Source organism: Vibrio sp. D431a, assembly GCF_030248655.1.
Lineage (GTDB): Bacteria > Pseudomonadota > Gammaproteobacteria > Enterobacterales > Vibrionaceae > Vibrio > Vibrio alginolyticus.
The window spans coordinates 149,505-171,334 of the sequence record NZ_JAHGAP010000010.1; the positions used below are offsets into that span (position 1 = coordinate 149,505).

General features: G+C 45.5%; 19 protein-coding genes. 4 read left to right on the plus strand and 15 right to left on the minus strand.

Annotation, left to right across the window (positions count from 1 at the left end; all coding sequences use genetic code 11):
• Positions 1–16 precede the first annotated feature (16 nt).
• Both treB and treC read left to right on the plus strand, forming a co-directional pair.
• Positions 17–1,441, plus strand: coding sequence for a PTS trehalose transporter subunit IIBC (treB, locus tag KJB35_RS09090; protein ID WP_005383602.1), 1,425 nt, complete (start codon positions 17–19; stop codon positions 1,439–1,441).
• Positions 1,442–1,528: 87 nt separating this feature from the next.
• Positions 1,529–3,214 carry an alpha,alpha-phosphotrehalase gene (gene treC / locus KJB35_RS09095; protein WP_238843132.1) on the plus strand — a complete coding sequence of 562 codons (1,686 nt, stop codon included), beginning with the start codon at positions 1,529–1,531 and terminating at the stop codon, positions 3,212–3,214.
• A 99-nt stretch (positions 3,215–3,313) separates the two neighbouring features.
• On the opposite strand, the gene KJB35_RS09100 is transcribed toward treC, so the two are convergent.
• The 3 genes from KJB35_RS09100 to KJB35_RS09110 all read right to left on the minus strand — a co-directional run bounded on the left by KJB35_RS09100 (position 3,314) and on the right by KJB35_RS09110 (position 6,558).
• Positions 3,314–4,213 (minus strand): hypothetical protein, encoded by a 900-nt coding sequence (locus KJB35_RS09100; protein WP_005383600.1) that lies wholly within the window; start codon positions 4,211–4,213, stop codon positions 3,314–3,316.
• Between the two features lie 131 nt (positions 4,214–4,344).
• Complete coding sequence (locus KJB35_RS09105) at positions 4,345–5,865, minus strand: winged helix-turn-helix domain-containing protein (protein WP_054700862.1); 1,521 nt, start codon at positions 5,863–5,865, stop codon at positions 4,345–4,347.
• Between the two features lie 90 nt (positions 5,866–5,955).
• Positions 5,956–6,558, minus strand: a complete 603-nt coding sequence (locus KJB35_RS09110; protein ID WP_017635671.1) for a YitT family protein — start codon at positions 6,556–6,558, stop codon at positions 5,956–5,958.
• Between the two features lie 347 nt (positions 6,559–6,905).
• Between KJB35_RS09110 and glyA the strand changes: the two genes are divergently transcribed.
• The gene (glyA, locus tag KJB35_RS09115) at positions 6,906–8,156 is read left to right on the plus strand and encodes a serine hydroxymethyltransferase (RefSeq protein ID WP_005381985.1); all 1,251 of its coding nucleotides are present in this window, start codon (positions 6,906–6,908) and stop codon (positions 8,154–8,156) included.
• Between the two features lie 446 nt (positions 8,157–8,602).
• Here glyA and lipA read toward each other — a convergent pair whose 3' ends face one another.
• From lipA to leuS, 12 genes are all read right to left on the minus strand, one after another.
• Positions 8,603–9,568: a lipoyl synthase gene (lipA, locus tag KJB35_RS09120; protein ID WP_005391329.1), complete on the minus strand. Its 966-nt coding sequence runs from the start codon at positions 9,566–9,568 to the stop codon at positions 8,603–8,605.
• On the minus strand, positions 9,565–10,227 hold the full coding sequence (gene lipB / locus KJB35_RS09125; RefSeq protein WP_053350277.1) for a lipoyl(octanoyl) transferase LipB: 663 nt from the start codon (positions 10,225–10,227) through the stop codon (positions 9,565–9,567). Before lipB ends, lipA begins: the two co-directional genes overlap by 4 nt.
• A 176-nt stretch (positions 10,228–10,403) precedes the next feature.
• Positions 10,404–10,682 carry a DUF493 family protein YbeD gene (gene ybeD / locus KJB35_RS09130; RefSeq protein ID WP_005384135.1) on the minus strand — a complete coding sequence of 93 codons (279 nt, stop codon included), beginning with the start codon at positions 10,680–10,682 and terminating at the stop codon, positions 10,404–10,406.
• 139 nt (positions 10,683–10,821) lie between these two features.
• Complete coding sequence (locus KJB35_RS09135; protein ID WP_005384132.1) at positions 10,822–12,000, minus strand: serine hydrolase; 1,179 nt, start codon at positions 11,998–12,000, stop codon at positions 10,822–10,824.
• Positions 12,001–12,091: 91 nt separating this feature from the next.
• Positions 12,092–12,895, minus strand: a complete 804-nt coding sequence (locus tag KJB35_RS09140; protein WP_017635670.1) for a septal ring lytic transglycosylase RlpA family protein — start codon at positions 12,893–12,895, stop codon at positions 12,092–12,094.
• A gap of 2 nt (positions 12,896–12,897) precedes the next feature.
• A complete protein-coding gene (gene rodA, locus KJB35_RS09145; RefSeq protein WP_005384128.1) occupies positions 12,898–14,019 on the minus strand; it encodes a rod shape-determining protein RodA in 1,122 nt (373 codons plus the stop codon).
• The gene (gene mrdA, locus KJB35_RS09150; RefSeq protein WP_005384126.1) at positions 14,019–15,935 is read right to left on the minus strand and encodes a penicillin-binding protein 2; all 1,917 of its coding nucleotides are present in this window, start codon (positions 15,933–15,935) and stop codon (positions 14,019–14,021) included. Before mrdA ends, rodA begins: the two co-directional genes overlap by 1 nt.
• Positions 15,936–15,964: 29 nt before the next feature.
• Positions 15,965–16,435, minus strand: coding sequence for a 23S rRNA (pseudouridine(1915)-N(3))-methyltransferase RlmH (gene rlmH / locus KJB35_RS09155; RefSeq protein ID WP_017821762.1), 471 nt, complete (start codon positions 16,433–16,435; stop codon positions 15,965–15,967).
• 4 nt (positions 16,436–16,439) lie between these two features.
• Positions 16,440–16,757 (minus strand): ribosome silencing factor, encoded by a 318-nt coding sequence (gene rsfS / locus KJB35_RS09160; protein WP_005373015.1) that lies wholly within the window; start codon positions 16,755–16,757, stop codon positions 16,440–16,442.
• Positions 16,758–16,845: 88 nt separating this feature from the next.
• Positions 16,846–17,865: a DNA polymerase III subunit delta gene (gene holA, locus KJB35_RS09165; RefSeq protein ID WP_238843133.1), complete on the minus strand. Its 1,020-nt coding sequence runs from the start codon at positions 17,863–17,865 to the stop codon at positions 16,846–16,848.
• Positions 17,866–17,870: 5 nt separating this feature from the next.
• Positions 17,871–18,410 carry an LPS assembly lipoprotein LptE gene (lptE, locus tag KJB35_RS09170; protein WP_005384122.1) on the minus strand — a complete coding sequence of 180 codons (540 nt, stop codon included), beginning with the start codon at positions 18,408–18,410 and terminating at the stop codon, positions 17,871–17,873.
• A gap of 152 nt (positions 18,411–18,562) precedes the next feature.
• A complete protein-coding gene (gene leuS, locus KJB35_RS09175) occupies positions 18,563–21,136 on the minus strand; it encodes a leucine--tRNA ligase (RefSeq protein ID WP_104975937.1) in 2,574 nt (857 codons plus the stop codon).
• A 153-nt stretch (positions 21,137–21,289) separates the two neighbouring features.
• Between leuS and KJB35_RS09180 the strand changes: the two genes are divergently transcribed.
• Positions 21,290–21,760: a zinc ribbon-containing protein gene (locus KJB35_RS09180; RefSeq protein ID WP_005373024.1), complete on the plus strand. Its 471-nt coding sequence runs from the start codon at positions 21,290–21,292 to the stop codon at positions 21,758–21,760.
• The last annotated feature ends 70 nt before the right edge of the window (positions 21,761–21,830 follow it).

Sequence of the window (21,830 nt, forward strand, 5' to 3'; positions counted from 1 at the left end):
CAGGGTGGACAAAGTTATGAGTAAGATTGCGCGTAAAGACGTGGAGCGTCTTATTGAGCTGGTCGGGGGGCCGGACAATATTGCCAGTGTAAGTCACTGTTTAACTCGCTTGCGTTTTGTTCTAAATGATACGGACAAAGCAGATACGAAACAGTTAGAAACATTACCGATGGTGAAGGGCTGTTTTACCAACGCAGGCCAGTTCCAAGTGGTTATCGGTACTGAAGTGGATGAAGTTTACAAGGTACTGATCGGACTGACGGGTAAAAGTGAAGCCAGCAAAGACGAAGCGAAGAACGCTGCTCGTCAAAACATGAATATCGTTGAGCGTGGTATTTCCCACCTTGCAGAAATCTTTGTACCACTGCTACCAGCGATCATCACCGGTGGTCTGATTCTTGGCTTCCGTAACGTGATTGGCGACATCAAGATGTTTGATGGTCAAACGCTAACGGAAATCAGCCAGTTTTGGGCAACGGTACACTCTTTCCTATGGCTAATTGGTGAAGCAATCTTCTTCTTCCTACCAGTTGGCGTGTGTTGGTCGACAGTGAAAAAACTCGGCGGTACTCCGATTTTGGGTATCACGCTTGGTGTCACGCTGGTTTCGCCACAGTTAATGAACGCCTACCTAATTGGTAAGCAAGTGCCTGAAGTATGGGACTTTGGCTTATTTGCCATCGAGAAAGTGGGCTACCAAGCGCAAGTGATTCCGGCAATGCTCGCTGGTATGGCACTGGCGTTTATTGAAACCAACTTAAAACGCATCATTCCGTCTTACCTTTACCTAGTGGTTGTGCCGTTTGTCTCTATCATCGTGTCTGTGATTCTTGCGCACTCTATCATTGGCCCATTCGGTCGTATGTTGGGTGATGGTGTTGCTTTCGCAGCAAAAGCAGCCATGACAGGTGACTTCGCAATGATTGGCTCAACCATCTTCGGCTTCCTATACGCGCCATTGGTCATTACTGGTATTCACCACACCACCAACGCGGTTGACCTTCAATTAATGCAAGAGCTAGGCGGCACGCCAATTTGGCCTCTGATTGCGCTTTCAAATATTGCTCAAGCGTCTGCGGTCGTCGGCATCATTATCATCAGTAAAAAACATGGCGAGCGTGATATCTCGGTGCCTGCGGCTATCTCTGCTTACCTTGGTGTGACCGAGCCGGCGATGTACGGTATCAACTTGAAATACAAGTTCCCAATGCTGAGCGCGATGATCGGTAGTGCGTGTGCTGCTGCTATTTGTGGTAGTGCGGGCGTAATGGCGAACGGTATCGGTGTGGGCGGTTTGCCGGGCATCTTGTCTATCCAACCGCAGTTCTGGGGCATTTTTGCTTTGGCTATGTTAGTCGCAATGCTAGTACCTGCTGCATTAACGTTAATTCTTTATAAGCGTGCACAAGCCAAAGGTGAGCTTGAGCCTGCAAACGCGTAATTCTATTTGAGGCAGTGACTTGGCTGCCTCCTCCTATTTTTCTTTTCAAATTTTAAGTTTCCGATTACTGGTAAGTGAGTGTTAGAAATGGCTATGACCAAGCATGATGAGAGCTGGTGGAAAACCGCAACCATCTATCAAATTTACCCAAAAAGCTTTTGTGACAGTGGCAGTAAAGGCACGGGCGACATCAAAGGGATCATTTCTAAGCTGGATTATCTTAAGCATCTTGGTGTGGATGCGATTTGGCTGACGCCGGTTTACCAATCGCCAATGATCGACAACGGTTATGACATATCCGATTACTACTCGATTAACCCACAGTTCGGCACTATGGAAGATTTCGATACTTTGCTAGCAGAAGCGCATCAGTTGGGTATTCGTATCATCATGGACATTGTAGTGAACCACACGTCGACAGAACACAAGTGGTTCCAATCCGCACTGGGTGATAAAAACAGCCCATACCGTGATTACTACATCTGGAAAGATCCGGTAGATGGTGCTGAACCAAACAACTGGCAATCAAAGTTTGGTGGCAACGCTTGGGCGCTGGATGAAAAAACAGGCCAGTACTATTTGCACCTTTTTGCTAAAGAGCAAGCGGACTTAAACTGGGAAAACCCAGTAGTGCGTGAAGAAGTGAAAGAAGTCATCAGCTTCTGGGCAGACAAAGGTGTCGATGGTTTCCGTCTCGACGTTATCAACCTGATTTCCAAGCAGCAAGATTTTCCAAGTGACGATATTGGTGATGGTCGTCGTTTCTACACGGATGGTCCACGTGTGCACGAATACCTTCAAGAGATTAGCGAATCTGTGTTTCAAAAATACGGTAGCGTGACGGTGGGTGAAATGTCTTCCACTACGCTAGAGCACTGCCAGCAATATTCTTCGCTAGACGGCAAAGAGCTATCCATGGTGTTCAACTTCCATCATCTGAAAGTCGATTATCCAAATGGTGAAAAATGGACCAAAGCGCCGTTTGATTTCATTCAGTTAAAACAGATCTTCAATCATTGGCAAACGGGCTTAAATGGCAAAGGGTGGGGGGCGCTGTTCTGGTGTAACCACGACCAGCCACGCGTTGTGAGCCGATTAGGTAACGACGAGCAATACCGTGTTGAATCTGCCAAGATGCTTGCGGCATCAGTGCACATGATGCAAGGCACACCTTATGTTTACCAGGGGGAAGAGATCGGCATGACCAACCCGGGTTATACCGAAATCAGCCAATATCGTGATGTTGAAAGTACTAACATGTACGACATCATGGTCAACCGTGATGGTGTATCTCATGACGATATGATGGCGATCTTGGCACAGAAGTCGCGTGATAACTCACGTACACCAATGCAATGGAACAGTGCAAAACACGCGGGCTTTACTGAGGGCACGCCGTGGCTTGAAGTGGCGCAGAATTACTCTGAAATCAATGCTGAAGCTGCGGTTGCCGATTTGAACTCGGTGTTCTACTTTTACAAGCGTCTGATTGAACTGCGTAAACAGGTTCCAGTCATCACCGATGGCCGTTACGAGGACCTGCTGCCAGAGCACAAACGTATTTTCGCTTACGCTCGTCAGAACGATAAGCAAACGCTGCTGTGTATCAATAACTACTACGCAGAAGAGGTGGAATGCGTTCTGCCAGAACGTTTTGATATGAGTAAAGCGAAAAACTTGCTATCTAACTATCAAAACTCAGCGAGCGCAGTCGCGTCAAACCATCAAGTGTTACGACCTTACGAAACTCGTATTTTATTGATAGAAGAATAAACTCGGGTGTCATCACCCCTAAGATTGATGTTCGAGATGAAGGCTTTGGTGTGCTCCCCAAAGCCTTCTTTTATTGAGATATCTCTAAAAAATGCGAGCTTATTTTGTTTCAATCGCTGTTAGCTGCACTTTCTCTTCGTTGATTTGTACTTGTTGTACTTTCAGCAGTTCAATTTGTTCAATCAGACCTAAGCTCGGATTAAACCAACGTTCTGCCGAAGTGGCGAACTCCATTGAGTCCATATCATCACAGTTTAGGTTGTAGATGTTCTCTTCCATCAGGTATGCCGCTTCAATTTTCTTGCCTGAGATCGAGAACGCTTTACGCACGCCAGTTTCTCGGATTTGCTGTTGCCAAACCACTTGGCAAGATGCTGTCATAGGAAGGTTTTGTACCCACTCATGCTCTTCAAAACGGTCTAGTAGGTTGTGAACTGAGTAGCCTGTAAGAGTGGTTTGCAGAGACATAGTTTCTTCACCGATGTCAATATTCGGGCTTTTCTCTTTTACGTTGTCACCGTTTAGGCGGAAAATCGGACCGCTGTGCATAAGCATGGCAATAAACTGATGACCAATGAAATAAGCGTCAGTGATTTCATGGAGTGCACCATCTGATCCTGCAAAGTAAAGCGTATTGCTCTCTTCGTCGTCGTTGTACTGCTCGTCTGAATAGTAGAACTGTTCGGCGCCGTAGTTCATCAAGTCATTAACCAACTGGACCATTGCCTCGCTGTTTGGGATTTGTGCCAATGCTGCCAATATTTGCTCGCTATCCATCGCTTGGAAGCTCAGTTTCATGTCGCCCTCTGGTTGGCCATCCAAGCTAAACGAATAGCTCAATTGTGTGTTTGGTACAGGAGCGAAAATGGAGTTGTGAATCGAGACGTCGAAACTTTCTTGAGGCACTTTGTTTGGATTCGCACTGCCAGAAGACGAACCTCCGCCACAGCCGTAAAGAGCCAGAGTTGCTGCTGCGATAAGCGTCATTTTGTTTAGCATGGTTTACATTCCTGATTGATAAGGCCGCTTCATGTTGGGCCGTTGCTTGAATGCGAGCATGCTAAGTTCAGCGAGAGAAAAAGGGCAAAAAACAAAAGATAACAGGGGTTAATGAAAGCTTAATTTTATATTTAGGTCTTTGTTTTATTTGGATTTATTTCGTTGGCTACATTAGTGCAATACTCGTTAATGAGCGCTTTCCATCGGCTTATGATTTCTTGATCGGTCACACTAACATGCAACGTTTTCCACGGTTGGAGGCAAGTCTCTTTGGATTCAGATTGAGAAAGACGCTCAAACAAGGTTTCGGAAGGTAAAACGCGCAGCAGCGCCACCAGTGATTCCATGTAGTTGAGACGGAACTGTTCAAGTTTGTTCTGCTTGTAAGCAATGTGAGACACAAAGGTATAAATCAGTGCGTTTTGGATGCGTGAGTCGCCATCTGGTGTCGTTAACAGAGCTTTTGCCCTGTCTAAGTTACCTAATTTGAAATGCAATAGACCTAACCAGAGGCTCAGCTCATCTGGCAAAACATCAAACGACGATTGTACTTGAGTTAAATACGCTTCCAGCTTTTGATGTTCGTGCTCGTATAAGGCGAGATGTCTTGCCGTTGTTATAGCCGCAAACTCATCAGATTGTCGGAGAGGTTGGCTAGAAAAGGCATTCTCGAATAACATTTTTTTGTGAATATCCGAAAGCTGCCACGTACTTGCCGAAGGTGCAGGCAGATTGAAGTATTGCGCGACATCCGAGTGCATTTGGAAAATATCCGATTGTAAGTCAGATAAACGCAGTGTGTACTCATTGCGAAACGCTAGCTTGCCCGTCGCAGGATAAATAAGGTTCATCTGCGCTTTCAAGATGCCCTGTTTTGTGCCGTCTTTTAACTCGATATTGAGCTCGTAGTCGCTGGTCTGCATGTTTCGTGCGCCAGGGAAATATGGCGCATGACCGATAGGATCAAGAAAGTAACTGGGAGCATCTTGGTTGGCGATGTCGGTGTATGGATATTCGACCTGTTGTTGCAGCAAGATGGCTTTGACCAGTATGCGGTATTTTCGCGCCTGAGAGCCGATTGAATCGACACGGTTGAGTAGTAGCTCGACTTTGGGAATCAGTAGTTGATGACGTGTTTGTTGTGTTGAGATTTCTTGGCGTTGCCATAACAAGCTTGCGAGCGTCACGCTACAAACTGCAAGTATGGCACACAAGCTATAAGCAAAAATCAGCTTGAAGTTCTTATTCCTCGCAACCTGAGTTGGGATAACGCGTCGATGGCTTTTCGCTGGTGGCACCAAACGAATATTGGCAGGGTTAAGAAAGTAGCCTTTGCGGGGGTAAGTGACTAAAAGCTTAGCGGCATCGTATTCGGGTAAGTACTGCTGTAGCAGGGCACGTAAGGTGCTAATGCGGTTCGTGAGCACATTCTTAGAGATGAACTTGCTCTGCCAAATGGTTTCAATAATGGTGTCAGCAGAGAGTGGGTGGCCAACGCTTGTTAACAGCAGTTCTAATAATTCAATGGTGCGAGGTTCAAGATCAATCGCGATAACATCTTGATGAAGGGTCTGTGTCTTCGGGTTATAGATCAGCTCTCCAATCGCAATACAACTGTGAGTCTGTTTAGCTTGTTGCAGAAAGTCGCGCATACCGTACCGATCTATTTGGAAATCGCGAAGTATTATATAGCGATTGGAGCGCGAAATCTTATAAATCGCGCTTCAATCATTATCAAAAATTTATGAACCGTAGGTCACGGAATAGCGGTGCGGTTTGTGGTTCATCGCTAACACGAGATTGAGTGCAAACGCCCCCAAAATTGAAAGGCCAATCACTTCTGGTGTGACAAAGAAGAATGAAGCAAACAGGATACATGCATCGATTGCCATTTGGCTTTTGCCAACTGAAATGCCAAATTTGTCTTGGATAAACAAACACAGCACGTTAAAGCCACCCAAGCTGGAGCGATGTCGGAATAGGATCAGCATACCGAGCCCCATTAAAAGCCCGCCTGCGACGGCGCAATAAACTTCATTTACCGATTCGAGCGAGATTAGCAAATAAAGATGATCGGCAAAGATAGAAACCAACGCGCCAGAAATGGCACTATTAATGGCGAAATGACGGCCGAAGCGTTTCCATGCTAGTAAGTAAAAAGGACTGTTTGCTAAAAAGTACAGCACACCAAAGGTAAAAGGTGTAAATTGGCTAATAAGCAGAGCCAATCCAGTCGTGCCTCCCGTTAGAAGGTTCGCGGATTGGAGAAAGAAAACGCCTTGAGCTACTAAAAAGGTACCCGTGAGAATCGCTATCCAGTCTTCTTTTAATGAGTGTTTTTCCATCAATATTGCAGTCATTAGTGATAAATAAGGCGTGCATAGTAGTAAAAAGATGATCTTTTCGGTAGCTAGAGGGTAAAATTTACGGTAAACCTATGTAATTGCTGTTTTACAGGGTGTAAAGCACAAATTTGACAGGCAATAGATTGTCGTTATGCGATTGCAATGCTGGCATGATAAACATTGCTTGTCATCATGAAAAAACTGCATGAGAAAAATTGTAAATTTCTCTTTATGACCTAAATCAAATTATGTAGAATGCGCGCCATTAGGGTGACGAAAACGTTTGCGTCGGGTCATTCAACAGTTTTTTTGCAACTTTCAGTACTAATCTGAGTCAGGAGATACAGATGCTTAAGCGTGATATGAACATCGCAGATTACGATGCGGAACTGTTCGCAGCTATCCAGGAAGAAACTCTTCGCCAGGAAGAACACATTGAACTTATCGCTTCTGAAAACTACACAAGCCCACGTGTAATGGAAGCGCAAGGTTCTCAGCTAACGAACAAATACGCTGAAGGCTACCCAGGTAAGCGTTACTACGGCGGTTGTGAGTACGTAGATAAAGCTGAAGCACTAGCAATTGAGCGTGCATGCCAACTATTTGGTTGTGAGTACGCTAACGTACAGCCTCACTCAGGTTCTCAAGCAAACAGCGCAGTTTACATGGCGCTTCTTAACCCTGGCGATACAGTTTTAGGCATGAGCCTAGCGCACGGTGGTCACCTAACTCACGGTTCACCAGTAAACTTCTCGGGTAAGCACTACAACGTTATCCCTTACGGTATCGATGAAGCTGGTCAAATCAACTACGACGAGATGGAACAGCTAGCACTTGAACACAAACCTAAGATGATCATCGGTGGTTTCTCTGCTTACTCGCAAATCGTTGATTGGAAACGCATGCGTGAAATCGCTGACAAAGCAGGTGCTTACTTATTTGTTGATATGGCGCACGTAGCTGGTCTTATCGCTGCCGGTGAATACCCAACACCAGTACCGCATGCTCACGTGGTAACAACAACGACGCACAAAACACTAGCAGGTCCTCGCGGTGGTCTTATCTTGTCAAATGCTGGCGAAGATATGTACAAGAAATTGAACTCAGCAGTGTTCCCTGGTGGTCAAGGTGGTCCTCTAATGCACGTTATCGCTGGTAAAGCAGTAGCGTTCAAAGAAGCGATGGAGCCAGAGTTCAAAGCTTATCAAGCTCGCGTAGTGAAAAACGCAAAAGCAATGGTTGGTCAGTTCCAAGAGCGTGGCTACAAAATCGTATCTAACGGTACAGAAAACCACTTGTTCCTTGTTGACCTAATCGACAAAGATATCACTGGTAAAGACGCAGACGCGGCACTAGGTGCAGCAAACATCACTGTAAACAAGAACTCAGTACCAAATGACCCACGCAGCCCATTCGTAACGTCTGGTATCCGTGTAGGTACGCCAGCGATCACTCGCCGTGGCTTCACTGAAGAAGATGCAAAAGAGCTAGCAAACTGGATGTGTGACGTTCTAGATAACATCGGCAACGAAGAAGTTATCGAAGCGACTAAACAGAAAGTGCTAGAAATTTGTAAGCGTCTACCAGTTTACGCATAACTGTTCTTCATAGAATGAGTCGATTTCGGTGTCGAACATACTCATTTGCTCGCGCAAACTCCGTGTGTTCTTCTAGAACTCGACTCATCTATTTTGAACGTTGATATACTAAAGGTCCTCAATTGAGGGCCTTTTTGTTTGTCTGGCGTTTGGAATGAGATATAGCGAGAGTGTGTGATAAGGGGATGGCTACCAACACTGTCCCTTTTCAATATATCGAAACCACGTCATTCCGACGAGCCTAGGCGAGATCAGGAATCTTGTTAAGGCACACTCTTTTACTCAGAGTTTCCCTAAAAATCATCAGTACTCTGAAAACTGATTCTGAATCACGCTCGTTCCTCGCTGTTCAGAATGACAGTGGTAGAATGGCTTTTTATCATCATTTTCCAGATACAAAAAAGGTTGGCACTGAGCCAACCTTTCTTTTCAAAACAAGCGAGAGCTTATTTAATCTCGATACCTTGAGCTTGCATATCGGCATGGTAAGAAGAGCGCACAAATGGACCACACGCTGCATGCGTGAAGCCAAGTTCTAGTGCAACTTCTTTTAGCTCGTCAAACTCTGATGGTGGAACGTAACGTTCTACTGGCAAGTGGTGACGGCTTGGCGCTAGGTACTGGCCTAGAGTCAGCATCGTTACGCCGTGTGCGCGTAGATCTTTCAGTACTTCGATGATTTCTTCTTTGGTTTCACCAAGGCCCATCATCAAACCAGACTTGGTCGGTACATCGGGATGCTGCTCTTTGAACTTCTTAAGAAGCTCAAGTGACCATTTATAGTTCGCACCTGGGCGAGCTTTACGGTAAAGACGTGGCGCTGTTTCTAAGTTGTGGTTGAAGACATCTGGCGGATTGTCTTTCATTAGATCAAGCGCTACATCCATGCGACCACGGAAGTCAGGAACCAGTGTTTCAATCTTAATATGCGGGTTTAACGCACGGATCTCGCGGTTACAATCGGCAAAGTGTTGTGCACCGCCGTCACGCAGATCGTCACGGTCAACAGAAGTGATTACTACGTATTTCAGCTTCATATCGGCAATGGTTTTCGCCAGTTTTTGAGGCTCTTCTGCTTCCGGTGGTAATGGGCGGCCATGAGCAACGTCACAGAAAGGACAACGACGAGTACAAATAGCACCTAAGATCATGAAGGTTGCTGTACCGTGGTTAAAACATTCCGCTAGGTTCGGGCAAGATGCTTCTTCACATACGGAGTGAAGTTTATTCTTACGCATCGCCGCTTTGATGTCTTGAATTCGTTGGCTGTCGGCTGGTAGCTTGATCTTCATCCAATCAGGCTTACGTAGCACTTCTTTCTGCTCTGTAGGCATGTTCTTTACGGGAATCAATGCCATTTTATCGGCGTCACGATATTTAACGCCTTTTTCCATCTGGATTGGTTTGCTCATGCTTTATTACCTTGAGAAGGTGCTTCTGTGCTGAATTCTACTTGCTCATAATCGAGCAAAGTAACGAGTTCTTCTATTAATTGTTTTTCTACGGCTTCTACATTGTCTGGGCCGCCAAATTGGCTGACCTGAACCATTTCCATACCTTCATAACCACAAGGGTTAATACGCAGAAACGGTGTTAAATCCATATTTACGTTCAAGGCTAAACCATGAAACGAGCATCCTTTACGAATGCGTAAACCGAGAGAGCATATTTTCTTACCGGCAACGTAGACACCTGGTGCGTCAGGTCGCGCGGCTGAGCCAATATTGTATGCTTTTAGCGTGTTGATCACGAGGTTCTCGATTGTGGTAACGAGATCTCGTACACCTAATTTTTTGCGGCGTAGGTTGATCAAGAAGTAGGCGACCAACTGACCAGGGCCATGATACGTAACCTGACCTCCGCGATCACTTTGTACAACAGGAATATCGCCAGTGTTAATCAAGTGCTCAGCTTTACCTGCCTGTCCTTGCGTAAATACTGGGTTATGTTCTACCAACCAGACTTCATCACGGGTTTCTTCTGTGCGTTGGTCGGTGAACTCATGCATCGCCTTCCATACAGGCTCATAGTCTTGGCGGCCAAGTCGTTTTACAACAAGTTGGTGTTGCATGGGAATTCCTGTTGCTAATATATAAAGTTTTTGGATTATAAACCGGATAACCCTGATGCTCTACCGCTGCGTAACAGATTTTTAACTGAAAGCGATGTAAAGCCTCGTTATCTCTTTGATAAATAAAAAGAAAGCAGCCAAAGCTGCTTTCAAAAAAAATTTAATCTATCAAAAAATTATAGAACCATGCGTACGATGTCAATTTCACCTAACTCTTTGTACAGTGTCTCAACCTGCTCGATAGAGGTTGCAGTAATGTTGATTGACACAGAGTGGTAGTTGCCCTTAGCACTTGGTTTAACGGTCGGGCTGTAGTCACCTGGAGCATGGCGCTGAATAACTTCAAGAACAAGCTCTGGAAGTTCAGGCTTTGCATGACCCATTACCTTGTAAGTAAATGAACAAGGGAACTCAAGCAGGTCTTTTAATTTTGCATCAGAGTTGATGGTTAGCATATCGATAACTCCAGTAGATATTCGTTGCGGTGCGAAATAGTACAGTCAAATTAGGGGGAACTCAAGACGAGGAGCTCAAACTTAAAAAGCCGCCCATTCAGGCGGCTTTGCGAATAAGTTTGCTACTCTAACGTTCTTTTTAGAAGAAGCTCTTGAATAACAATACGATGTAATCCCACATGCGGCTAAATAGACTACCTTGCTCTACGGTTTCTAGTGCCATTAGTGGGTACTCGGCAATATCTTCACCATCGATCTGATAGTATAGCTTACCAACTACATCACCTTTATTAATTGGGGCTTCTAGCTCTTTTTCAAGGACGAAGCTTGCTTTTAGGTTTTTCGCTTCACCACGCGGTAGTGTTACGTAAGTATCTTGGTCAAGACCCAGTGCTACGGTGTCTTTGTTACCCATCCACACTTTTTCTTCTACGAACGTTTCACCTGCTTTGTGCGGTGCCACTGTTTCGAAGAAACGGAAGCCGTAGCTTAGCAGCTTTTTGCTTTCTGACTTACGAGCATTGGCATCTTTAGTACCCATAACGACCGCAACCAAGCGCATTTGACCTTCAGTTGCTGAACTTACTAGGCTGTAACCCGCATTACTTGTGTGACCCGTTTTGATGCCGTCAACGTTCATGCTCTTATCCCAAAGTAGACCGTTACGGTTGTATTGGGTGATGCCGTTGTAAGTAAATTTCTTCTCTGAGTACACTCGGTACTCATTTGGTACGTCACGGATAAGTGCTTTACCTAGCAGTGCCATGTCGTATGGTGTTGAGTACAATTCTGCGTTATCTAAGCCATGAACATTGGCAAAGTGCGAGTTAGTCATACCCAATGTGTTGGCCCAAGCGTTCATTAGGTCAACAAATGCATCTTCTGAACCTGCAATATGTTCTGCCATCGCAACACAGGCATCGTTACCTGACTGGACGATGATACCTCGGTTCAGGTCACGTACTTTAACTGTTGTGCCTACTTCAATGAACATCTTTGATGAATCAGGGAAGTTTTTCGCCCACGCATTTTTACTGATGGTGACATCATCATCTTCTGAGATATTACCACGCGCTAGCTCTTGGCCGATTACATAGCTGGTCATCATCTTAGTCAGACTAGCTGGAGACAATTTTGTGTTCATCTCTTTCTCTGCCAGTACTTTACCTGAATGGTAATCCATCAGCACGTAGCCCTTCGCCGCGATTTGAGGGGCATCTGGAACAACGATAGGTGATGCAAGAGCAGATTGAGCGAAAGTTGCAGAAAGGGCAACCGAAGAAACGAGAATAGATTTCACAAACTTATTTTTATTCATGGTAATTCAAATTTTTGGGTTAACTGCAGACATCTTATCAGAATCCCTAGTTATGTAAGAGGGGGATCAAAGAGAAATTCATGACACGAGGTCATTTGGCAGTGTTGTGTTTTTTAATAAATGCAGACGAATAGCCGAGCAACTTTACTTTATCTAATGTGGCTTGCGTCAGGGAATAGTCAGTAAATGGCCCTAACAACAAGCGATAAGACTCTTTCGCACTCTCTAGGAAAGTTTCTGTATCCAATTTTTGACCAAGCTCGGTACCTAAAGTTCGCGCGCGTTCTTCATTTTTTGATGATGCCACTTGAATAACGTACCTAGGGTGCGCTTCTAATGACTTTTTATCCGTGGGCTGATTGATACTGATCACTTCAATTTCCACGTTCGCGGTGCCTGTTTTTATGACATCTAACTTGTGCGCGGCGGCATAGCTTAAATCAATGATACGGCCATCGTGAAAAGGACCTCGGTCATTAACTCGTACTATGGTGGTTTTGCCGTTGTCAGTATTGGTAACTTTTACGTAACTTGGTAACGGTAGCGTTTTATGCGCTGCCGTCATTGAGTACATGTCATAGATTTCGCCATTAGAAGTCAAATGACCTTGGAATTTTTTCCCATACCAAGATGCTCGGCCTTTTTCTTTAAAGCCTTTCGCATTGCGAACTATTTTGTAGTCTTTGCCACGTAAGTGGTAATCTTTGTTCCCACCTAGGCTGTACGGTTCATATTTAGGATGCGCATCCTCGATGTGTTCGACTGAAAGCGGTGTATCCGGTGCAACATCGGATTCGAGTTCGTAACGGCCTTCTTGTTCTTTTTGGCTAGTTGATGAACAGCCTGCCAAAATAAGAGCAGAGAAAACCAAGGAATATAAAGCGCGTTTTTGCATGTCTAGGTCGCCTTAGAGAATGCTTTTCGGTGCGTATGAATCGACATCAGAATACCAAAACCAGCCATCAAGGTTACCATTGATGTGCCGCCATAACTGATGAGTGGCAACGGTACACCTACTACAGGTAGGATGCCACTTACCATGCCAATATTTACAAAAATATACACGAAGAAGCTGAGTACAATACTGCCTGCCATCATTCGTCCAAATGCGGTTTGCGCTTGGCTGGCGAGATATAAACCTCGTCCAATAATAAATAGATAGATGGCTAAAAGGCAAAGGAAGCCAATCATACCCCATTCTTCAGCAATTACTGCAAAGATAAAGTCAGTGTGTCGTTCAGGAAGAAATTCTAGTTGTGACTGCGTACCTTGCAACCAACCTTTGCCGGAAATACCGCCGGAGCCAATCGCAATTTTACTCTGAATAATGTGGTAGCCCGCTCCTAGCGGATCAGACTCCGGGTTAAATAGAGTACGAACTCGCACTTTTTGATACTCTCGCATCAAGAAAAACCACAGAATTGGAATGAAACCACCTAATGCAATCGCAGCACCAGCAATTATTTTCCAGCTAATGCCTGCGAGGAAGATAACAAAAATACCGGAAGCCGCGATCAGGATTGAGGTACCTAAGTCAGGCTGTTTTGCAATGAGAATGGTTGGTAAGCAGACCATAATCAGTGCAACAATGAGTGTTCTTAGCGTTGGTGGGAGGGGCTGTCTACCAACATAGCGAGCTACCATTAATGGCACCGCGAGCTTCAATAGCTCTGACGGTTGAAAGCGCACAAAACCGAGGTTAAGCCAACGCTGCGCGCCTTTCGATGCTTCACCGAAAAACAGCACGCCGAAAAGCAGTATAACGCCACCAACGAACATCAAAGGTGCCAAGCTTTCGTAAGTTCGTGGAGAAAGCTGTGCAAGGACGAGCATCACAACGAGTGAAAGCACCATTCGCATGGCTTGGCGATCCATCATCAGTAAACTTTGGCCACTGGCGCTGTACATGATCACCAGGCCAAACCCCATCAGGGCCAGTATGCCAAGTAGGAGTGGTAAGTCGATATGGAAGCGTTCAAACAGGGCGCGATTTTTACCTGTAGAGGGATCCATCTTCATTACTGTTTTACCTCTTTCTTCGCATTGTTTTCAGGCTCAATTTCTTCTGGACCAAGAACGACTCGGTCAAAAATTTTCCTTACTACTGGGGCACCGTTACTAGAACCACCACCGGCATTTTCTAGTACTACAGTGACGACCACTTTAGGATCATCAAATGGTGCAAAGCCAGTAAATAACGCATGGTCACGTAAGTGCTCGGCGATCTCATCGGCGTTGTACTCTTCGTTTTCACCCAGACCGAAGACCTGTGCAGTACCTGATTTACCCGCTGTTTCATAATTCATTTTGTAGAATGAGCGACGAGCTGTTCCGCGCGTGCCATGGTTTACCCGACGCATGCCTTCTTTCGCCATATCCCAGTACTTTTTAGGCACATTCTTGATTGGTGGGTAAGTCACGTATTCTGTCGTTTGCTGCTCTTCGAAGTCGTTACCATTTTCTATCGTCGCTTTGAGCAAGTGAGGTGCGATCACTTCTCCCTCGTTTACTAATACGGAGGTTGCTTTGGCGATTTGCATTGGTGTTGCTGTCCAATATCCTTGGCCGATACCCACAGGGATCGTATCACCTTTATACCATGGGGTTTTATGGCGAGACATTTTCCAGTCACGAGTCGGCATATTCGCCTTACTTTCTTCGTAGATATCAATGCCAGTGTAATCACCAAAACCGAACATCATCATCCAATTCGAAATACGGTCAATACCCATGTCATAAGCGATTTGATAGTAGAAGGTATCAACAGACTCTTCGATCGACTTAATGATATCGACGCGCCCGTGCCCCCAACGCAACCAGTCACGAAACGGGCGTGTGTTGGAGTTTGGTATGCGCCAATAACCAGGGTCATTTCGTGTGGTGTTAGGTGTGACGACACCTTCTTGCAGCGCGGCTACCGCCATAAATGGTTTGATGGTAGACGCAGGAGGGTAAATGCCAAGTGTAGTGCGGTTGACCAAAGGACGGTTTTTATCGTTCAAAAGGGCGCGATAGTCTTTACCTGAGATTCCGTGCACGAACGAGTTAGGATCGTAGCTAGGGCTCGAAACCATAGCCAGTACGCCGTTGTCTCTAGGATCGATTACTACAGCACTGCCTCGGCGGCCGTCCAATAATTGGTGTACGTACAACTGCAAGTTGATATCAAGGTTTAAAACGATGTCTTTTCCGGGTACAGGTGGAACGTACTTTAAGGTACGAATTACTCGGCCGCGGCTGTTTACCTCGACTTCTTGATATCCGGCTGTACCGTGTAAGAGGTCTTCGTAGTATTTTTCAATACCCAGCTTACCAATGTCGCGAGTGGCTTGATAGTTTGCGTCTTTTTCTTCTCGGATCAGGCGCTGCATGTCGCGATCATTGATTCGAGAAACATACCCAATCACGTGGGTTAAGACTTCGCTGAAAGGGTAGTAGCGCTTTAAGGTCGCACTTATTTCCACACCTGGAAAGCGGTACTGATTGACGGAGAATACCGCTACTTGTTTTTCGTTCAGTTGGGTAAGCAGTGGGACCGATTTAAATCGACGAGTCCGTTTACGCTCGTGGTGGAAACGTTCAATCTGGTCTGGTGTAATTTCCAGAATAGTCTGTAATTCTTGGATGGTTGCATCAATGTCTTTAATTTTTTCTGGGGTCAGTTCTAAGTTAAAGACGGGACGGTTCTCTGCCAGTAAAACGCCATTTCGGTCATAAATTAGACCTCGGTTAGGCGCGATAGGCACTACTTTGATGCGGTTATCGTTCGAGCGGGTTTGATAGTCTTGAAACTGGTTCACCTGAATGTTGTACATGTTGGCAACCAGAGCTCCCATCAAGACAACAATGCCGATAAAAGCAACAATAGCGCGGCTGGCAAACAGACGCGCTTCGGCTTGATAATCTCGGATTTGACTGCGTCGTTTACGAATCATTAACGCTTGGCTCTAAAGTTAAACAACGATTATTCGCGATGATAAGGGTGGTTAGCGGTGATGCTCCACGCTCGGTACAAGCTTTCTGCCATTACGATACGCACTAGAGGGTGGGGTAGCGTTAAGGCAGACAATGACCAGCTTTGGTCTGCTGCAGCTTTGCATGCAGGAGCGAGTCCTTCAGGACCGCCGATTAATATTGATACATCACGGCCATCTAATTTCCAAGCTTCTAACTGCTCAGCGAGTTGAGGAGTGTCCCATTTTTTACCTGGGATATCTAACGTGACGATACGGTTGCCTTTTGGTACCGCCGCGAGCATCGCTTCTCCTTCTTTTTGCAGGATGCGAGCGATATCGGCATTCTTACCACGCTTACCAGCAGAGATTTCAATCAACTCCAACGGCATATCATGCGGGAAACGGCGACGATATTCTTGAAAGCCTTCCTCAACCCATTTTGGCATTTTTGTGCCAACAGCAATTAGTTGAATTTTCAAAAGATTAACCCCAGAGTTTTTCTAGCTGGTAGAGTTCGCGGTGCTCTTCTTGCATCACGTGAAGCATGGCGTCGCCCATATCTAGGACTACCCATTCACCTTCGTTTTCACCTTCCATTCCTAGTGGCTCAAGACCGGCTTTTTTCACTTCTGTTGCAACATGGTCAGCGATGGATGAAACGTGGCGTTTGGATGTACCAGTACAGATGATCATGTAATCTGTCACGCTTGATTTATCTTCCACATTTAGGACGATAATGTCTTCCGCTTTCATGTCGTCGGCTTTATCAGCTAAAAAGTCTTTCAGTTCTTCGCGAAGCACTCGGTTTTCCTCGGTTTGTCTCTTATCTCTAAAGTGTTTTACATTCTTGCTTGCAAAACAGGTCGCGCACTATATCACGCTTTGATTTTTAAATTGCCAGCTTAATATCAGGAGAGCAGGTTTCTAAGCTCAACTGATGAATAGTTGGCCATACAGACTCGTCATACTGAGTTTTGGCTTTTATCTCGGCTTGAGCCAACAAGGAGAGCAATGCACAAATACGACTCGCTGATAAGCGGGTCAGTGCTGCGTTATAGAGTGGACGCTTGTTTTGCCAAACTCGATATTTCTCAAATACCTGGTTCATTCCCATTTGAGTTAAGTCTTGATGCATATTTAAAAGTTGGCTCAACTCTTTTTGTACACTTCGAATCAAGATCACGGTCTCAACCCCTTCCGCCTCAAGTTGGCGAAGAATACGTTGTGCACGGTTTGCTTTACCTGCCAGTAAGGCGTCGATCCAGTTAAAGGTAGTGAAGTGATTATGGCGACTTAGGGCTTCCTCTAAACGTATGATGGTCAGCTCACCATCCGGATAGAGTAGGGCCAATTTCTCTAAGCTTTGTGTCAATGCAAATAGGTTACCTTCATGCCATTGAGCCAACATTTGCAGTGATTGCTGATCGGGTTTTATTCCCAACGTGCGGCAACGTGTCTGAATGAACATAGGTAGGCGTTGAAGGTCTGGCGACAAGCAGCTTACCCAATCGCCTTTTGAGCTTAATGCTTTGAACCATTTCGCATTTTCTTGGGCTTTGGTCAGTTTGCTACCAACAATGACGAGCATGATGTCATCATGAAGCATATCACACAGTGTTTGCAGCTCTTTGCTGACGGCGGTTGTTACGCCACTTTCAGGAATTTCAAGCTCAATCAATTGACGGTTTGAAAACAGGCTCATCGCTTGGAAACAGTCGTAAACTTGGTTCCAGTCGATGCTAGCATCCACCGCAAAACGGTGTTTTTCCTCAAAACCTTGCTGAAACGCTGCCTTTTGGATTGCTTGGCGGCTTTCTTGAATCAGTAACGGCTCATTACCAAAGATTAAGTAAACCTGTTTAACTTGTTTAGTTAAATGATCCGTTAGCTTATCGGCATAAATTCGCATAGTGACTAAGAGTTTTTGTTCGCTGGCTCAGAGATTTGTCCTGCTTCATATTCGGCACGAATACGGCCCAACTGGCGCATCATCTGTTTTGCAGCTTGCAAGCGCATCTCGTCTTCAATTACGTCACGCTCAACAGATTTTGCAAGTGCGGTCAACGGGTTGTCTAGGTAGTTGCGGTTTACTGTTGTCGTAAAGTTTTTAGAACCATAGCCAGGAATTGTCACACGGTATTTTACTACGTATGTCAGCTCTTTTTCTGCTGCACGGCTATTTTGATAAAGCGATAGTGTACGCTCATCGATTGTCGCTTCCGTCAAATGAAGGTTGGGTACCGTCGATGATGGTTGAACAAGTTCAACTTTGTTCAGTTCGAGTTGAGAGCGAACATAGCGAGTTAATTCACTGTATTCATCGTAGCTGGAGAAAGACATAGTGTGCAGCTCTTCCGGTACGGAATACTCGCCGCGAAGGTGAAAACCACAGGCAGAAAGAAGCCCCGCTAATACCAATACCACTGGTAGTTTAATCAAAGAGAAAAAGCGCATTGATTGTATTCATCCTAAATTGAAGGGGTTATTTACCTTAAACCACTCATGTGAATGGTTTGAGGTAAATAAACAGGGTAGAAAACTACCCTGTTTAATGACTCTTGGTTAACAAATAAGTTCGCTAAACAGAGACAAATTGACAGCTGCGATTAGTTTGCAACGATGTTCAGCAGTTTACCTGGAACGTAAATAACTTTACGAATAGTCAGGCCATCAGTGAACTTAACCACGTTTTCGTCGTTTAGACCAAGCTGTTCGATATCGTCTTTAGAGATATCAGCTGGGACTGTTAGCTTCGCACGTAGCTTACCGTTAACTTGAACAACGATAGTTTTTTCGTCTTCAACTAGCGCTTTTTCGTCAAACGTCGGCCATGCCGCGTTATCAATGTCTGTTTCACCTAGTGCTGCCCATAGCTCGTATGAGATATGCGGAGTGATAGGGTAAAGCATGACAACAATAGCTCTCAGTGCTTCGTCAAGGATTGCACGATCTTGCGCAGATTCTTGAGGCGCTTTCGCTAGTTTGTTCATCAGCTCCATGATCGCTGCGATCGCGGTGTTGAATGTTTGACGACGAGCGATATCGTCCGTCACTTTCGCGATAGTCTTGTGAACGTCGCGGCGAAGTGCTTTTTGATCACCAGAAAGCGCTGAGGTATCTACTGCTTCTGCTGCACCTTTCGCTGTGTGCTCTTTCACTAGTTTCCAAACACGTTTTAGGAAGCGGTTCGCACCTTCTACGCCAGACTCTTGCCATTCAAGTGTCATGTCCGCTGGAGACGCGAACATCATGAATAGACGTACTGTGTCAGCGCCGTACTTGTCTACCATTTCTTGAGGGTCGATACCGTTGTTCTTAGACTTAGACATCTTGATCATGCCTGAGTGCGTTACATCACGACCTTCAGTGTCTTTAGCAGAAGTAATGCGGCCTTTACCATCACGTTCAACGGCTACGTCTGTTGGAGCTACCCACTCTTTGCCGCCTTTCTCGTTCTCGAAGTAGAACGCATCAGCCAGTACCATGCCTTGACACAGTAGTTGCTTGAACGGTTCGTCAGAAGTTACGTAACCCGCATCGCGCAGTAGTTTGTGGAAGAAGCGTGAGTACAGTAGGTGCATACAAGCGTGCTCGATACCACCGATGTATTGATCTACTGGTAGCCAGTAGTTTGCTTTTTCTGGGTCTAGGATGTCGTCCGCTTGTGGTGAACAGTAACGCGCGTAGTACCAAGAAGATTCCATGAACGTATCGAACGTATCTGTCTCACGTAGAGCAGGTTCGCCGTTAAAGGTTGTCTTCGCCCACTCTTTGTCTGCTTTGATTGGGCTAGTGACGCCGTCCATTACCACGTCTTCTGGAAGAATCACTGGTAGTTGGTCAGCAGGTACTGGGTGAACTTCACCGTCTTCAGTCGTTACCATTGGGATTGGTGCGCCCCAGTAACGTTGACGAGATACACCCCAGTCGCGTAGACGGAAGTTTACAGTCTTAGTGCCTTTGCCCTCTGCTTCTAGCTTCGCTGCAATTGCATCGAACGCCGCTTGGAATTCTAGGCCATCGAATTCACCTGAATCGAACAGTACACCTTTCTCTGTATATGCCGCTTCAGAGATGTCTAGCTCGCTGCCATCAGCAGGCTTGATAACTGGCACGATGTCTAGACCGTACTTCGTTGCGAACTCGTAGTCACGTTGGTCGTGTGCAGGTACAGCCATTACCGCGCCTGTACCGTAGTCCATCAGTACGAAGTTTGCTACGTATACTGGTACTTCGCGGCCGTTCAATGGATGAATAGCAGTAAGGCCAGTTGCCATACCTTTCTTCTCCATTGTCGCTAGCTCAGCTTCTGCAACCTTGTTGTTCTTACATTCGTCGATAAACGCTGCAAGCTCTGGATTGTTCTCTGCTGCAAGAGCTGCAAGAGGGTGGCCGGCTGCGATACCCACGTAAGTCACACCCATTAGCGTATCTGGACGTGTTGTGTAAACTTCTAGGTCTTGTTGACCCTTAACTTCAAACTTCAGTTCAACACCTTCAGAACGACCAATCCAGTTGCGCTGCATGGTTTTTACCATTTCAGGCCAACCTTCAAGCTTATCTAGGTCGTCTAGTAGCTCTTGAGCGTACTCAGTGATTTTGATGAACCATTGAGGGATTTCTTTTTGCTCTACAGGCGTATCACAACGCCAGCAACAACCGTCTTCAACCTGCTCGTTTGCAAGAACAGTTTGGTCGTTAGGACACCAGTTAACAGAAGAAGTCTTTTTGTAAACTAAACCTTTCTCGTAAAGTTTAGTGAAGAACTCTTGTTCCCAGCGGTAGTACTCCGGTGTACATGTTGCGAATTCACGGTTCCAATCGTAACCAAAGCCTAGAAGCTTAAGTTGGTTCTTCATGTATTCGATGTTTTCGTAAGTCCAAGGTGCTGGCGCAGTTTTGTTTTTTACTGCTGCGTTTTCTGCAGGTAGACCGAATGCGTCCCAACCGATTGGTTGCATCACGTTTTTGCCTTGTAGGCGTTGGAAACGAGATACTACATCACCGATAGTGTAGTTGCGCACGTGACCCATGTGCAGTCGACCACTTGGGTATGGGAACATGGACAGACAGTAGAATTTTTCTTTATTTGGGTCTTCACTTACAACAAAGGTTTTGTTGTCATCCCAGTGCTTTTGAACTTTTTGTTCAATATCTTGTGGGTTGTATTGTTCTTGCATCGATGGTATCCGTTATCTTGGAATTTGTGAGTTCGGTTAGAACAGACTTAAATAGATCGTCATAGAATACCTAAAGCTAGGGATCACAACAATAGCCAATCTGTACCCATGCGCCCTTAAGTGACGCAGGTAGGAGAAAGATGGAGGTCAGTTATGCCTAAACGTAAAACAGGTTATGAGGAAATGCTCGAGGATGTGATTGAAACCTTGAAGCACAGTCCGGAAGAAGTTAACAAAGCGATTGAGACGTCGGGCAAAGTGGTGGATGCTGCTAATGACTTGACCAAAGATGAATTGGCTTTAATCAAAGCGTACCTTAAAGCAGACTTAAAAGAGTTTTCAGAGAGTTACGAGGATAGCAAAAGCGGCCCGTTTTACTTAACGATTGCGGACTCGATATGGCAAGGGCTGTTAGAGATTACTGACCGAACTAAAGTTGAGTGGGTTGAGTTGTTCGATGACTTAGAGCATCAAGGGCTATATGAAGCAGGAGAGGTGATAGGCTTAGGCACTTTAGTCTGTGATGAGTGTGGTCACAAGACAACGTATAACCACCCAACTGTAATCATTCCGTGTATTAAATGTGGTCACAAAGGCTTTACTCGTCAGTCATTAAAGCCATAAATGGCGCGTAACGACAGTATAATGCTATGAATAAAAAAGAGGCTTAGTCGCCTCTTTTTTGTTTTCAGCC